Origin of the sequence: Allobosea sp. Root483D1 (genome assembly GCF_001429505.1) — a bacterium.
In the GTDB taxonomy this organism is placed as follows: Bacteria; Pseudomonadota; Alphaproteobacteria; order Rhizobiales; family Beijerinckiaceae; genus Allobosea.
In genome coordinates this window covers 106,382-121,677 of the sequence record NZ_LMJW01000023.1, presented here as the reverse complement: position 1 = coordinate 121,677, position 15,296 = coordinate 106,382, and the positions used below count along the sequence as shown (strand labels likewise).

Genomic DNA, 15,296 nt, shown 5'->3' with positions numbered 1-15,296 from the left:
CCTTGATGTGTTCGCCCGACAACCGGTGATTGAGCCAACTGATAGCCCGCCATGCGAAAGACCGCTACTCGCCCAGGCAATCTAGGAGGCGTCCGGCCAAATGTTGGCAGCAGCGCCCCTTTGATTAGGTCGGCTCGCTCAAGTCTCAATCCAGCATTGCTTTTGGCGGCTCTGTTTATATCACTTAAGAATTTTGGGTGTCAGGCTGCGCTTTCCCAAACTATTGGTAACATCGGCGGGTTCGCCGAAGTGTCGACCGATAATCCATTCCCCTACGACAGGGTGAGGTTCATTGGAACGTCCGGCCACATCCGCGCCCTGAACGATCTCAGTCTCGGCAGCAGAGTCGTGGCGGATACAGGTTCCGTCGGTCGCTTGTCTGCTATCGCAGGAACCTCACTGAATCTCTATTTTCACAGCTTCCTGACCGGGTCGACTGTGTATTTCGGGTCGGCCTCGGATACCGGCAATATCAACTTCAATGGCTGGGAAGGGGCAGGAGGAATCGATCTCAACCTTGTCCTGGACGGAGGGACATTGACGGCTCTGACCGTTCAGCCCGGTGGTGTAGTCGTTCATTCCCTCAATGTCGTGCTGAACCAGGCGAAGTCCCTCACGATCAACAACGATGCGACGCTCTATCTGTCGAGCGACGCGACCACGATCTCCCGTCTGGAGGGCAACGGTCGGATCGGCATTGCCGCACCGCTTATGATCGGCGGAGGATCATTTTCGACCAGTATCACGGGAGCGTCGCGTCTTACTTTCGCCGGGGACAGCACCTGGGCGGGCGTGGGTACCGGCATCGGCACGCTCGAAGTTCGCTCCGGCGTGACGTTGACAACCACCAGCTCCGCCGCCGTCGAAAACTCGACCGATCTCCAAATCGACGGTACGTACCGGCTGAACTCGTCTTTGGCGGTGAACGGCCTCGGCGGCAGCGGGCTGATCACGCTCGGCCCCGGCGCGCATCTGATCGTAGGCTCGCAAAATGCCGGCTCGGCCTTCAGCGGTGCGATCTCGGGCAATGATGGTGGGCTCACCAAGGAGGGCACAGGTACGCTGACCTTGACGGGCGGCAACTCCTACACCGGCGGCACCACGATCAATGCCGGCACGCTCGCGCTGAGCGGCTCCGGCAACCTCGCCGCGGCCGGCGAGGTGAACCTCCTCGGCGCAGGCGCGCGCTTCGACATCAGCGGCGCCTCCGGCAATCGGACCATCGGCGCACTGGCCGGCTTTGCCGGCACCACCGTCGCGGTCGGCCCCAACACGTTGACACTCGGCGATGCTGCGAACACGACCTTCTCCGGTACCGTCGTCGGCTCGGGCGGCCTGGTCAAACAGGGCGCGGGCACGCTGACGCTCACTGGCGTCAATACATTCACAGGCAATGTCACGATCAATGCCGGCACGCTCGCGCTAAGCGGCGGCGGCCGCCTTGCTCCTGGGGCCGCGCTTTCGCTCGCCGGCGCCGGGGCGGAGTTCGACATCAGCACTGCGGCTTCCAGCCCGGTGCTCGGCGCCCTCTCGGGCGTCGCCGGCAGCACCGTCGCGCTCGGCAGCAACACGCTGACCTTCGGTGATGCGGCGAACCAGGTCTTCGCCGGCTCGATCAGCGGCACGGGCGGCATCGTCAAGCAGGGCATGGGCCGGCAGACCCTGAGCGGGACCAGCAGCTTTGGGGGCACAACGACGGTCTCTGCCGGCGAGTTGCGCGTCGACGGCGCGCTCAACGGCCTTGGCGTGGTGACGCTCGCAGCCGGCGCAACCCTGTCCGGTACCGGCAGCATCGCTGGAGCCGTGACCGTGGACGGCATCTTGTCGGCGGGCCACAGCCCGGGGACGCTGACGGTCGGCTCCCTCACGCTCCACAGTGGTTCGACCTCGATCTTCGAGCTGAATACACCGGGTGTCATCGGCGGCAGCGACCCCATCGCTGGCAATGATCTCGTCAAGGTCACCAGGGACCTCACGCTCGGCGGCGCGCTCGACGCGCGTGCCGCCGCTGCCGGCTATTATCGTCTGTTCGACTATGGCGGCACGCTCACCGGCGGCTTCGACAGCCAGAGCGTGACCTCGACCCGAAGCGGCTTCACCATCGCGAGCGCGCAGGTGGATACGACCGTGACAGGACAGGTCAACCTCGTCGTGTTCGGAACCGGCCAGACCATGCAGTTCTGGGACGGAGCCAATACCTCCGGCAACGGCACTGTCGATGGCGGCGCCGGCACCTGGTCCAGCTTCGGCGGCAATTGGACCGACAGCGCCGGCGGCGCCAATGGCGGCTGGGGCGGCTCGGTCGGCATCTTCGCCGGCCCGAGCGGTGGTGCGGTGAACGTTGTCGGCGCTGTGAGCTTCGACACGCTGCAATTCTCGACCAATGGCTATGCGCTGAGCGGCGGCACGCTCTCGATCGCGCCCGCAAGCGGAGCGGCCGGCTCCTTCAACGTCGACAACGGTGTCGTGGCCAGCATCGGCTCGACCATCGCCGATGGCAGCGGCACGGCCATTGTGAAGGTGGGGGGCGGCACGCTCATTCTCTCGGGCAACAACAGCTACACCGGCGGGACGACGATCGATGGCGGCACGCTGCAGGTTTCGGCCGATGCCAATCTCGGTGCGACGGCCGGCGGCCTTAGCCTGGACGGTGGCACGCTGAGGACGACAGCGAGTTTCACCTCCGCCCGCAACGTCGTGATCACTGCGGCCGGCGGCATTTTCCAGACCGATGCCGATCTCTCCTGGTCGGGCGGCATCGGCGGCAGCGGCGCGCTGACGAAGACTGGCAGCGGCATGCTGGTGCTCACCGGAGCGAATAGCTATGCCGGCGGTACCATGATCGCCGATGGTGTCTTGCAGATCGGCGATGGCGGCACCTCGGGCTCGATCACGGGGAATGTCGTCAACAATCGCACGCTCGCCTTCAACCGCTCGGACGACGTCGCCTTCGCCGGCGCGATTTGGGGCACGGGCGACGTGCAGAAGCGTGGTGCCGGGTCGCTCACCCTGAGCGGCAGCAATACCTATTCCGGCGGCACATTGATCGCGCAGGGCATGCTGATCGGCTCGGCCAACAGCTTCGGCGTCAGCCAGATCATGAACAATGGCGCACTCGTCATCGACCAGCCGACGGACGCGAGCTTCTCCAATAAGATCAACGGCGCCGGCTCGTTCACCAAGCGCGGGGCCGGCAACCTCACCCTCACCGGAACGAGCGGGCTGGCCGGATCGACCACGGTCGAAGCGGGCACGCTCTCGGTCAATGGATCATTCGCCTCCTCGGCGGTCACGGTGCTGAGCGGCGCGGCGCTTGGTGGCTCCGGCACGGTCGGCGGGATCATCACCAACGCCGGCGGCACGGTATCGCCTGGCGGCTCGATCGGGACACTGACGGTGTCGGGCAATGTCTCGTTCGCAAGCGGCTCGACCTATCAGGTCGAAGTCAACACCGCCGGCCAGAACGACAAGATCATCGCGACCGGCGCGGCAACGCTCTCTGGGGGGAGGGTCCAGGTCCTGGCCGAGACCGGCAACTACGCCGCGAGCACCAACTACAATATCCTGACCGCCGCGGGCGGCGTCACCGGACGCTTCGCCGACGTCACCTCGAATCTCGCTTTCCTGACGCCGTCGCTGGCCTACGGTGCGAGCAATGTCACGCTGACCATGACCCGCAGTGTGACAAGCTTCCTGGACGTCGCTCTGACCCACAACCAGGCCTCGATCGGGCATGCAGCAGAGGCGCTCGGCGCCGGCAATGGAGTCTATGACACGCTGCTGTCGAGCACGGCGGCCGAAGCGCGGGCCAGCTTCGACCTCATCTCCGGCGAAGGACATGCCCAAGGCGTCAGCGTCATGATCGACGAGAGCCGGCTGGTGCGCCAGACCATCCTGTCGCATCTGCGCGGTCCGCTGCTGACGCAGACTCCGGGACAGGTCGCGGCCTCGTTCAGCGCCGATCTGCCCGGCCGGAAAAGCGGGGGCGTGATGGCCGCGCCCGTCCCGCAGCCGCGCTACAGCTTCTGGGGCGAGGCTTTTGGCGGCACCGGCAACACCAATTCAGACGGCAATGCCGCGAGCCAGTCGCGTCGCACGNGAAGCTCGGCGTCGCCGGCGGCTACAGCCAGTCGCGCTTCGATCTCGATGCAAGGCGATCCTCGGGCAAGCTCGATAGCGGCCATGCTGCGCTCTACGCAGGCGCCCGCTTCGGCAACCTGCGCCTCGATGCCGGCGCCGCCTATAGCTGGTCCGAGAGTGACATCCGCCGCCAGGTCGCGATCCGCGGCTTCGGCGACAGCTTGCGCCTGCAGCGGCCGGGTTCGGTGGCGCAGGGCTTTGCCGACCTCGGCTATGCCTTCGCCTTCAGCGGCTTTGCGCTCGAGCCCTTCGCCCAGCTCGCGCTGATCCGGGTCTCGACCGAGGCCGGAACCGAGCGCGGTGGGGCGGCGGCGCTGCGCATCCTCGCCTCCGGGCAGACGCTCGGCTTCACCACGCTCGGCCTGCGGGCCGAGGCGCAGATCGGGGAGATGCCGCTGTTCGCCCGCGGGCTGATCGGCTGGCGCCATGGCTTCGGCGAGCTCACCCCGGTGGCAAAGACGGCCTTCGTTACCGGCATCACGCCCGCCCGCGTCTTCGCCGCCCCGATCGACCGCGAGGCCCTGGTCGCCGAGGCCGGGCTCGACTGGCGCATCTCACAGGCCACCGCGCTCGGCCTGACCTACTCCGCCGCCATCGGCGAACGCTCACGCGACCACGCCCTCAAGGGACGCTTCGAGATGCGGTTCTGAAGTGGCGGCCAAGGTCGACTTCCATCCTCGCTAGCCTGTGCAGATGTGGTGCGGACTTGGGCTCTCCTGCGCCACAAGCTGACGTTAGCACCTGCCCCGGAAGCGGACGTTGCGCACTCTCACGCCGGATTCAGACTGCGACCTTTTCGGACCACGTCTTCGACGAGTAAAGGGACGACTCTCTTACAGAAGGCAACAGTGTTGATCGTAGCCTATATCGACGAGTTCATCATGTTTTGTGGAGGCCTATGGATGACGGCCGCCGGCCTCGGTTATCTGCCGTTGTCCGGCAATGCCGCCAACCAGCCGCATTGGGTGACGACGCTGGTCAGCCACTTCAAGTGGATGGGTCCTTTGTTACTTGCCATCGCCATCGCTCTGGCGATCGCGTCCTAGACGCGCCTCGCCAGCCCTCTTTCAGAACCTGACCGCGAGGTTTGCCTTGAAGGCGTGGTCCTGGGCGTCCTTGGCGAGCTGGCCGGTATAGGCCAGGCCGAGAGCAGCGCTTTTACTGATGGCGAGGTCGAGCCCGGCCTCGACGATGGCGGCGTCCCTGGCGACCGGCAGGCCGGCGACCGAGAACGGGTTGCTGCCGGCGAAGGCTAGCGTGGCCTTCGGGTCGACATCGCCGAAGGCATGGCGCCAGGCGAGGCCGCCGCGCAGGGTCAGGTCGATACCCTGCAGTGCGAACGTGGTCGAGCCGCGCAAGCCCACCGTCGAGTAGCCGAGGCTGGTGTCGTCGCTGCGGGCCGTCAGCGCCGTCGCCCTGCCGGTCTCGCTGAGCCCGTCCGTGTGCAGGTTGACATAGGCCAGCCCGGCGAACGGCTCCAGCGCCACCTTGCCGAGCACGGTCTGGCCGAGATCGACGCGATAGCCGAGCTCGCCAAAAACCTGCGCCGTGCCGGCGTCGTAGTCACTCTTCAGGCTGTCGCCGAATCCGGCGAAGGCGACGGTGCGGCGGGTCTCGATATCGTGCCAGGTGTAGCTCGCGCCGGCGTGCAGGCCGAGCGCGCCCCATTGGCCGCCGCCATAGAGGCCGAAATGATAGTTGTCGCTCTCGCCCGAGGAGAGCCTCGCGTTCGCGTCGAACTCGCTCCGGCTGTAGCCGGCGACTACGCCCAAGCGCATGGTGTCGAACACCGCGACATCTGCGCCGATCAGGAAGCCGCCGGTCGAGCGGGTCAGCTTGGCGGCGTTGCGGTCGCTGTCGGTCCGTCCCCAGGAGCCGTAGCCCTGGCCCCATACCGCGAAGCGGTCGGTCCTGAGCCTGGGCATCGGCCCTGTCGCGCTCGGGGCGAGGTCGGCGCTGAAGCCGTAGTTCAGCGTCGCCATCGGGCTAGCGCCGACCGCGCCGAAGGCCGAGCGAAGCCGGTCGTTAATCGCCGCGCGCAAGAGCCAGCTCTCGTCGACCAGCGCGCTCTTGGCGGAGGCGTGGATCTCGCCCGAGAGCGCGTCGAAGGCCTGGCGGGCGGAAGGCGCATCGAGCATCAAGAGGCTGTTGTAGAGCGCCAGCGTGCCGCCGGCCTGCGGCAGCGTGTCCAGGCCGGCTGCGGTGGCGAACTGGTTGCGGGTCTGCGCCACCGTCCCGAAGATCGCCGGCGGGGTAGTCGGGCCAGAGCCGGGAGGCGTCACGGACGGCGTGTCCTTCAACGCGATGACGAGATCGACCCGGTTTGGCCGGTGCTCGACCATCAGATCGAGGAAGGCCGAGCGCGAGACCGCGCCCCCGACGGTGCCGTTGACCCCGCCGGTAGCGGTGATGATCGTATAGCGCTGGCCAGTGGTGTAGCTGGTCTGCGGGTCGAGCGCCGTGACCCCGACCAGGCTGCCGGTGACCGTGGCAACCCCCGTTGCGGCGATCTGGTCGGAGGCGCCGTTGCCGGCGATCTCGACCTCGTAGGTCGAGCCCGGCGCCAGTACCAGGTTGCCGTTGACGTTCAAGGTGCCGATCGAGTTACCCGGCGCGATGGTCGCGCCCGACTGGATTGTGGTGAAGCCGACGGTGCCGTTGCCGCCAAGCGTCGCGCCGCTCAGGACGGTGACGGCGGACCGCGCGAGCGTGCCGTTGACGAAGAGCGTGCCGTTCTCGACAGTGGCCCCGCCGGTGAAGGCTGAGGAATCGCCCGTCAGGCTCAGCCGGCCCGAGCCGGTCTTGCGGACTCTGCCCGATCCCGACAACCCGCCGGCATAGGTCGCGGCGGCCACCTGGTCGAAGGTCAACGACGCCCCGGCCGCGACCGCCGTATTGCCGCCGAAGCGTTCGGCCGCGGTGATCAGCCCCCCGGCCGAAATCGTCCAATCGACCGACGATAGCCCGGCCAAGGTCACCGTGCCCGTACCGGTCTTGGTCACCGTGCCGGTGCCGACGATCGTGCCGCTATACGTCCCGTCGAAAGCCTGATCGAATGTAACGCTGCGGCTGCCCGCACCGCTTGCGAATTGCACGCTTCCGGCAAGGCTGTTGGTGTCGGCCTTCAGCGCCCCGGTCACGACCGACCAGGTCTGATTGCCGGTCCCTGTCAGCGTCCAGGTGCTCGCGCCCGTCTTCTCGTAGGTGTCGAAGCCGCGATATTGCTGCGTCGCGCCGATCTGGGACGCGTCGAAATTGGCATCGGTCGCACCGCCGAGCACCAGTGTGTTGCCGGCGCCGCCCGACACCAGGACATTGCCGTTGATGGTCGAGCCCGCGCGCAATTCCAGGCGGTTGCCGCTGCCGAATAGCGAGATGGCGTTGGATCTCACTGCACTTCTGCTGTCGACGCCGCCGTTGATCGTTCCGGAGTTGACAATGGAGATGTTGCCGCTCAGCGCGCCGCCCACGGCCACCCCGCCCAAGCCGAGGGGGTTGTCTCCGGCTGGGGTGGCGCCCCCCGCGCCGCCTTCGATCGTGCCCGCATTGGACAGGCTTGCCGCCTGTCCGTCGAGGAATTGCACGCCCGCGCCACCGCTGCCCGCCGGAAAGAAGCGGCCTGGTTGACTTAAGCTGCCGCCCTCTCCGCCAGAGATCGTCCCCGACGCTTCGTTTACGACGCTGCCGCCCCAGGCGGCCAGGCCTATGCCGCCTCGGCCGCCGCCAGTAACACCATAGCCTCCAGTGCCCCCCGCGATCGTCGCCTGGTTGCCGATCGTCCCGAGATTGCTGAGGACGCCCACGCCGCCGTCGCCACCGGAATTGGCCGACAGGGAAATGCCGCCGCCATTCCCGCCACGGATGGCACCGAACTGATTGGCCAGCGCGCCGCCGCCGTAAAGAAAAAGCCCCGCGCCGCCGCCGCCGCCCGTTGACCCCGCATTGCCGCCGGCCCCGCCGGCAATGACGCTGCCGGAGATTGTCACTGAGCCGCCGTTGAGCAGCACCAGCCCCGCGCCGCCGCCGCCGCCGATGCCGGCGATACCGCCGCCAGCAACGCTGCCGCCACCGGCGCCGCCGGTCACATCGAAGCCGTTGGTCGTCACATTGACGACCGGGCCCGTCAGCACCAGCCCACCGCTGCCGCCGCCACCACCACCACCACCACCAAGGCCGCCGAGGCCGGTGCTGCCGGACGATCCGAGATAGCCGGCGCCCAGCGAATAGAAGCCGATCGTGGAGTCGATGTTGCCACCGCCGCCGCCAGCGCCGCCAGCGCCGGCGGACAAGCTGTTGCTGCCGCCGCCGCCGCCACCGCCGCCACCTGCCGCAAGATCGTTCGGAGTTCCTGCCACCCCGCCTATGCCGCCTCTTGTAGTGTGGCCCCCTGCGGCACCAGCAAGAGCCAATCCCGCTGGTCCTGCTGCTCCGGAGCCGCCCGCGCCCCCAAATCCACGGCCAGTACCCTCGCCGCTACCCCCGGCGCCACCGCCGCCGCCGGCGATGCCGCCCGCAGCGCCACCACCGCCTTGCGTTATCTGCTGGGCCTGAGCCATCGGCGCCGCGGCAACGCCGACTGCGAGCACAAGCGCTGCGACCGAAACCGAACCGCGCGCCGGCAGGCGTGCGACGACGAGGGGTGAAGAGCAGCGCGGGGGCAGGAGGGGAGAAAGCCTGACGGAACGTGTTTCACGCGACATAGGCATAGGCAAACCCCGGCAGTCGGCCCGTCGCTTCGCACGACGAGCCATATGCGCGCCTGGCAGGAGTTTGGCTCTCAGGGTCGCATGGACCCCGAATCCTGACAGGTGCAATCCGCCACAAACATAGCCCCGCACCTATCGCCGACTATGCGATTCCGGCATGAATAGCCGGGGCGGCCGAGGCGGCAGCCCTTCGCAGCGTATCCGAGGGGCGCTCGCCAAAGCGCAGGCGATACGCCCGGGCGAAACGCCCGAGTTCCCAGAAGCCGTATTGCATCGCAATGCCTGTGACCTGGGTCGTGGCGGGATCGGACGCCAGCAGCCTGTGGCGGACCTGATCGAGGCGCCGCTCGCGGGCATATTGGAACGCGCTCTGCCCAAGGAACTCCTGGCAGGCGAGGTTGAGCGTCCTTTCGGCCACCCCGACCGCGGCGCACAGGTCGGGGACTGATAGTGTATCCTCGGGTCGCTCCCTCAACACCGTTTCGAAGCGTGCGACGATCTGGCGATGGCGACCGTGCGCTGCACGGTCCGGGCTTGCCAGCCCCTGCGTGAGGCAAGCGAGCAGCGCCTCCAGAAGCGTGCCAGCAAGGGCCCGAGCCGGCTCCGGAGCCTCGAGCATCCAGGGCGTGGCCCGCGCCAGGCGCGACAGGTCGGACATCAGCGAGACCAGCCGGGCCAGCGCCGTTTCCGGCACGCGGATCATCCGATCGTCGTTAAGCGGCATGCCGCTGGCGAGCCCGGTCACCTGCGGAGCGGCGGTCGCGAGCACATCGAAAGGCACCATCAAGATGCCGAACGCCCAGGGCTGTTCTGCGGGGGAGCGCGTGACGGCGCGGTCGTTGGGGCGGCAGTGGAAGATATGGGAGCCTCCCAGCACATGTCCCGAGATATGGCGCGACAGGTCGGGCTCGGTGGCGAACATGAAGATGTGCGCGTTGGGAATGCCCGCGCTCTGGGGAATCCCCCGGCTGAACTTGCCGGCTCCGGCGTTGATCGCGCCAAGCGTCGCGCGAGCCAGCATGCCATGGAAGCTCGGAAGTTTGCGTCCCCTGGGGTGTGGTCCCGCCGCGCCGGGACCGATGCCGTTGAGCGCGGTTGCCATGGCCTCCGGATCGGAAAACGTCCCGAAATGAGCGCGCGGCGCAATAGCGCCTGTCATATCGGCCATGCTCAAGCCTTTCCCCTCACCAAAGTGGCTCTGGCGGCATGCAGTGCCAGAGTTCTCGCACTGAGTCAGCCTCATCTGTTGCTGCTATTGCTCGCTCGGCTGGCTGCGGGCCCAACCCGTCGCTTGCGCGTTGAGACCACCTCGCGCCAGAATCGCCCATCCCTTGACTGGGTGAAATGCGCCACAACTGCACTCCGGCTCTGTGCCAGAAAGTGGACTTTAGGTGCGCGGCAGCGGAGCGGCCAAAGCCGACCCGTTGCTGAATTACGGATCAGATTAACAGGTCCTGAGCCTAGCCTGAGCCGCGGCGGTGCTGCTCCAACTGCCTCCCTCAGAAGCTGACCCTGAGCTGCGCCGTCCCGCCGACACGTCGCGTGTTCCCGGACAGCTCCGAGTCGAGCCGCATGCCGAGGCTGACGCTCTGGCTGAGCCTGATGTCGGCTCCTGCCGCGAGAAGTGCAGCGTTGCGGTCTGGCTTGGCGCCGGTCACCGCAAAGCTCGCGCCGGGCAGGCCGTTGAGCGCGGCGGTCAGGTCGGCGTCGCGCTGGTAGTAATGCGCCCAGGCGGCGCGCACGAAGCCGGTGACGGGAGAGGCGCCCGCGATCAGGTTGGCGTCGAGCTGCAGGCCGAGCTCGCTGCGGCTGGTCATGTCGCTGCGCCTGGCCAGCGTCAGCAGGCCGGGGCCGGCGCCAGCCACGTCCCGCTCGATCGCGGCCGGGCTGCTCGCCCGCACCGCCTGGAAGGCGGCGAGCGGCGAGAGGGTGATGCCGCCCCAGCTCGCGACCGGGAGGCTCGCCTCGATCCGGCCGCTCCAGGCCTGCGTCGCGTAGGAAGCGGTGACGCCCGCGCGGCCGAGCGCGGTAATGGCGCGGGTGGTGTCGGTGTCGAGCCGGGCATAGCCGAGCGCGGCGGCAAGGTTGACGGTGCCCAGCGTGGTGCGGCCATAGAGCCCGGCCTGAAAGACATCGGCCTCGGCCTTGCCGAGCCCGCCCGAGAGCGAGGCGCGCGCCTGGCCGCCCGCGACCGCGACGCCCGCGACGGTGTTGGAGCCGAGCCGGATGTCGGCGCCGACCGCGACATGAGCATCGGAGAGGTTCCGGCTCGCCGACCCCACGGCCCGGTCGCCATCATTGCGTCCGGTCGAGCCGAACGTCGCGCCCCAGAGGGAAAAGCGCGCCGGATCGAAGGTCGGGCGGCCCGGCCCGTCCTGCTTCGAGGGCAGATCGGCGGTGAAGTTCGTGGCGCCACCTGGGCCGCCGGGCGTGCCAGTGAGCCGGCCGCTGCCCGAGCCGTCGAGCATCGTGCGCAGGAACTGATCGGAGGCGACATGCGCCATCGCGGGCACGGCCGTATGAATCTCGCCCGAGAGCGAGTTCACCGCCGCCGGGATCGCCGCCGCCGGTAGGTTGTAAATCCCGAACAGCGCGGACGGGTCTACGCCATTGGCCACCGCACTGTCGATGGCCGAAGCGACCGAGGCGGCGTTGCGCGGCGCCGCGACGCCGAGCGTCGGCGTCACGATTGGCGCCAGTGCCTTCGGCGCCAGCGTCAGCTGCACATCGTTGGCGGTGTAGCTCACCGTCGTAGTGACGCCGTCACCGAACGAGCCGGTGGTGTCGACCGGGCTGAAGCTCGTGCCGCCGAGCCCGCCGGCTGCCGAGAGCAGCGTGTAGGGCGCGGAGAAGCTGTAGGCGCCGCCGAGCGGCACGATCCGCAGCGTGCCCGCCAACGAGGCCGTGCCGGTGACGTTGACCCGGTCCGACACCGTGCCCTGCACCTCGGCGATATAGGTCGAGGCGACGCCCATCACGAGGTTGCCGTTGATGGTCAGCGTGCCCGGCGAATTGCCCGGCGAAAGCGTGCCACCGACGGTCGTCGCGCCGACCGAGCCGGAGCCGGCGAGCGTGGCGCCGGGCATCACGATCACCGGGCTCGCGACCGAGCCGTCGACGACGAGCCTGCCGCCGAGCACCTGGGTCACGCTCGTGTAGGTGTTCGTTCCGTTCAGCGTCAGCGTGCCGGTGCCGGCCTTGAGCAGCGAGCCCGCGCCCGAAATCGTGCCGGAGAAGGTCGTGCTGCTGTTGTTGCCTCCCGCGGTCAGCGTCGTGCCGTCCAGCAGCACGTCGCCGGTCCCCGATAGCGAGCCGATCGTCTGGGTCATGCCGTTGAGATCGAAGATCGCCCCGGCCGAAATCTGCACCGCCGTCTGGTTCGGCAGGACGCCCGCCCCGCCCATCCGCAGCGTGCCATCCTGGATCCAGGTCGCGCCGGTATAGCTGTTGACGCCCGACAGCGTCAGTACGCCGGCGCCCATCTTGGAGAGCGTGCCTGTGCCGCTGACGACGCCAGCCAAGCCAAAATTCAACGAACCGGTGTCGACGAAGGCGGTGCCGCTCGACAATGCGAGGGCGTTGGTTAGCGTGAGAGCCGGGGCATTGGCACGAAGCGTCGTCCCGTCCGCCATCTGAAGCGTGCCTGTGCCGAGCGCGCTCGCCGATCCAACGGCGAGGGTGCCAGCGTTGAGCAGCGTGCCGCCGGAATAGCTGTTGGTGCCGGAGAGCACCAGCGTGCCGGTACCGACCTTGGTCAGGCTGGTCCCGGCCCCATCGATGATGGTCGAGCCGATCGTCGTGGTGACACCGGCGGAGGTATTGATCGTGCCGCCAGCGGCAACGCCGAAACGCAGTGTGCCGCCGTTCAGCATGTAGCCGTCGCTGTTGAACTGCAGCGTGTCGAAATCCTGCGTGCCTGCGACCGTGACCGTGCCGGCTGTGCCCTGGAAAACGCCGACCGAGCTCAACCACGGGGCATTGAAGCCGATTTCGCCCGGCGCCACCGCCCAGTTGGTGTTGCTGCTGTTCCAGGTGCCGGTCCCACCATTGACCGCGCCGTTGCCGGCCTGGTCTGCGCCGTCCCAGAACTGCAGGTTCTGCCCGGAGCCGATCACCGCGAGGTTGACCTGCGGCGGTACGCCGGCAGGCATGCTGTAGACCGTCCCGGTCGCGCCCGGAACGCTGGGCGCAGTCAGGGCAAGCGAAGAGAAACTACCGCTGATCGTGCCACCGCCGGTGACGTCGAACAGCCGGTAATAGCCGGCCGAGGCGACATTGGCGGTCAGCGTGCCGCCGAGCGTCAGATTGCCGGCCGCACCGATGCCGTTGACGACGATGTGGTCGTTGGTCAAACCGCCTGCGACGCCAGGAGTGCCGAGCTCGAACACGGTGTTCGAACCGGCATTGAGCGCCAGCGATCCGACCGTGAGCGTGCCCGGGCTGTTGCCGGCCGACAGCGTACCGCCGGAGGCGATCGTCACCGCCCCGGAGATTGTGCCCGAGCCGCCGAGCGTAGCGCCTGTATCGACGGTGACCGTGGAGGAAGCGAGCGAGCCATTCACCAGCAGCATCCCGCCATTGACCTGCGTCGCGCCGGTATAGGTGCTGGCGCCGGTGAGCGTCCAGGTGCCTGCATCTATCTTCGTCAGCCCGCCTGTCCCCGTGGCGATCACCCCGGATACGGTCCCTGTCCCGGGGCCGGCGAGGGTCAGGTTTTGGCCCGAGCCGGTAATAGCGCCGGAGACGGTCAACGTACTTGGAAAGGTCATAAGGCCGGCGTTGATCTGGCTGTCCGCTGCGAGAGTGATGTCTCCGCCATAGGTGCTCGTGCTGCCGCTCGCGAAGAGGGCGCCGAAGCCGCCTGTGCCGGTGCCCGAGAGCGTGAGCGCCTCCCCAACGATGTTGACACCGCTGCCGAGTGCAAGGGACCCGCCCGATGCCACTACCGTTCCATTCGCCGTCGAGCCGAGACCGAGACTGTTTGTCACAAACAGGGTGCCCGAATTCACGGTCGTGAGGCCGGAATAGGTGTTGGCGCCTGCGAGGGTCCATTGGGAGCCGGACTTCGTGATCGAGCCGGTGCCGATGGCGATCACACCACTGATGGTGCCGCCATTGTTGCTGGAGCCGCCAAGCGTCAGATCCGTGTTAGATCCAGTGATGCCGCCCGAAAGATTCAGCAAGCTCGTGGTTTGGACATTGATGCTGCTGGCGGCCGCCAGGGTGATCGCGCCCTGGAAGGTGTTGACGCCTGAATTCAAGCTTGCGAGAGCGCCAACCCCCGCCACGCCAGTCCCCGAAAGCGTCAGCGCCTCGGCGCCGACGGTGATACCACCCGTCAAGGCGAGCGTCGCACCCGCGGCGATCGTCGTTCCGCCGGAAATCGCACCGAGGCCATTACCGTTAGAGACCGTGAGCGTGCCTGCCGAAACCGTCGTCAAACCGGTGTAGGTGTTGGTGCCCGAGAGGGTAAGCGTGCCCGTGCCGACCTTCTCAAGGCCGAGCAGCCCACCGCCACCGCCCTCAGCAATCGTTCCGGAGAAGGTAGTGGTTTCGTTCAGTCCCCCGATGGTCAGCGTCGACGCACTGGGGGCGAAGTTCCGGATAAGCCCCGCGCCGCTTAGCGAGCCTAAGACTACGGCATTTGCGGTGTCGAATATCGCGAGCGTCGAGCCGACTCCAAGGGTGAAGCGCGATAGTCCACCAACCGAGCTATCCCTGAACTGGACCTCTCCACCAGAAGTGACGTTATAATTTACGTTAGTTCCAGAATTGGCCGATGCGAAGAAGTAAATAGCTTTGCTGCCGACGTTTATCGTTTGAGCGACGCCCGAGTTGTTGGTAACGTTTCCAAATAACTGGAGATTGTCGCCCAGTGTGATCGCGTATGGGCTGGCTCCTGCGTTATAGGTGATCGCGCCCAGCGACGTGTTCGCGGAAATGCTGAGATTGTTGTTCAGGGTCGTTCCGTCAAAAACGGCCACGTTGCCCACACCTGGCACCGTGTTCGGCGTCCAGTTGGCCGGAGTGTTGAAATCCGAACCTGCGCCGTTCCAGACCTGTTGTGCCTGCGCCGAACCCGACTGGAACAACAGTGCCCCGGAGATGATGCCGGTGGCGAGTACAGAAGGAGCGGTGAAGGATGTCGTCTCGCGCAGGGTGCGCCGCAGGCGGGAGATCATGGTTCCTCACGGTAGGCATAGGCCGTCGTGGTTAGTCCGCGACGCAGTCTGTGCAGTTTAGCGATTTAAGATCTTGATGCACCCGCTTTGTGACATTGCGGCGTTGTGGCGCCCCAAGGCGCTTCGGTAACGAGGACGGTCGACAGGACAGCAGCCACTGCCGACCGCAACGATACCAGGGCCGGGGCGCTCAAAGCAGACGTTGCGAATGTCGCGGTTGGGCCAGAACCGCCATACCCGCTTCCCGGACGAAATGCGCCAGGAGCCG

At 67.2% G+C, this 15,296-nt stretch carries 5 protein-coding genes and 1 pseudogene; 3 read left to right on the top strand and 3 right to left on the bottom strand.

Annotated features, from left to right (window positions below):
* Positions 1-51: 51 nt before the first annotated feature.
* The 3 genes and pseudogenes from ASE66_RS34075 to ASE66_RS29610 all read left to right on the top strand — a co-directional run.
* A pseudogene (locus ASE66_RS34075) lies at positions 52-4,098 on the top strand (beta strand repeat-containing protein); the annotation flags it as partial.
* A gap of 1 nt (position 4,099) precedes the next feature.
* On the top strand, positions 4,100-4,790 hold a 691-nt coding region (locus tag ASE66_RS34070; protein ID WP_413814302.1), incomplete at its 5' end, for an autotransporter domain-containing protein.
* 201 nt (positions 4,791-4,991) lie between these two features.
* Entirely contained in the window at positions 4,992-5,186 is a 195-nt protein-coding gene (locus ASE66_RS29610; RefSeq protein WP_057193856.1) for a hypothetical protein, read from the top strand.
* A 21-nt stretch (positions 5,187-5,207) separates the two neighbouring features.
* Here ASE66_RS29610 and ASE66_RS33770 read toward each other — a convergent pair whose 3' ends face one another.
* The 3 genes from ASE66_RS33770 to ASE66_RS29595 form a co-directional block, all read right to left on the bottom strand.
* On the bottom strand, positions 5,208-8,495 hold the full coding sequence (locus tag ASE66_RS33770) for an autotransporter domain-containing protein (protein ID WP_057193577.1): 3,288 nt from the start codon (positions 8,493-8,495) through the stop codon (positions 5,208-5,210).
* Positions 8,496-8,988: 493 nt separating this feature from the next.
* Positions 8,989-10,014, bottom strand: coding sequence for an AraC family transcriptional regulator (locus ASE66_RS29600; protein ID WP_162262552.1), 1,026 nt, complete (start codon positions 10,012-10,014; stop codon positions 8,989-8,991).
* Positions 10,015-10,345: 331 nt separating this feature from the next.
* Positions 10,346-15,028, bottom strand: coding sequence for a beta strand repeat-containing protein (locus ASE66_RS29595; protein ID WP_082613850.1), 4,683 nt, complete (start codon positions 15,026-15,028; stop codon positions 10,346-10,348).
* Between the last annotated feature and the right edge of the window lie 268 nt (positions 15,029-15,296).

What these genes read in the sequence shown, in the direction of transcription:
- ASE66_RS29600 (WP_162262552.1), bottom strand. Translation starts at nt 10,014, where the DNA reads ATGGCCGATATGACAGGCGCTATTGCGCCGCGCGCTCATTTCGGGACG.
- ASE66_RS29595 (WP_082613850.1), bottom strand. Translation starts at nt 15,028, where the DNA reads ATGATCTCCCGCCTGCGGCGCACCCTGCGCGAGACGACATCCTTCACC.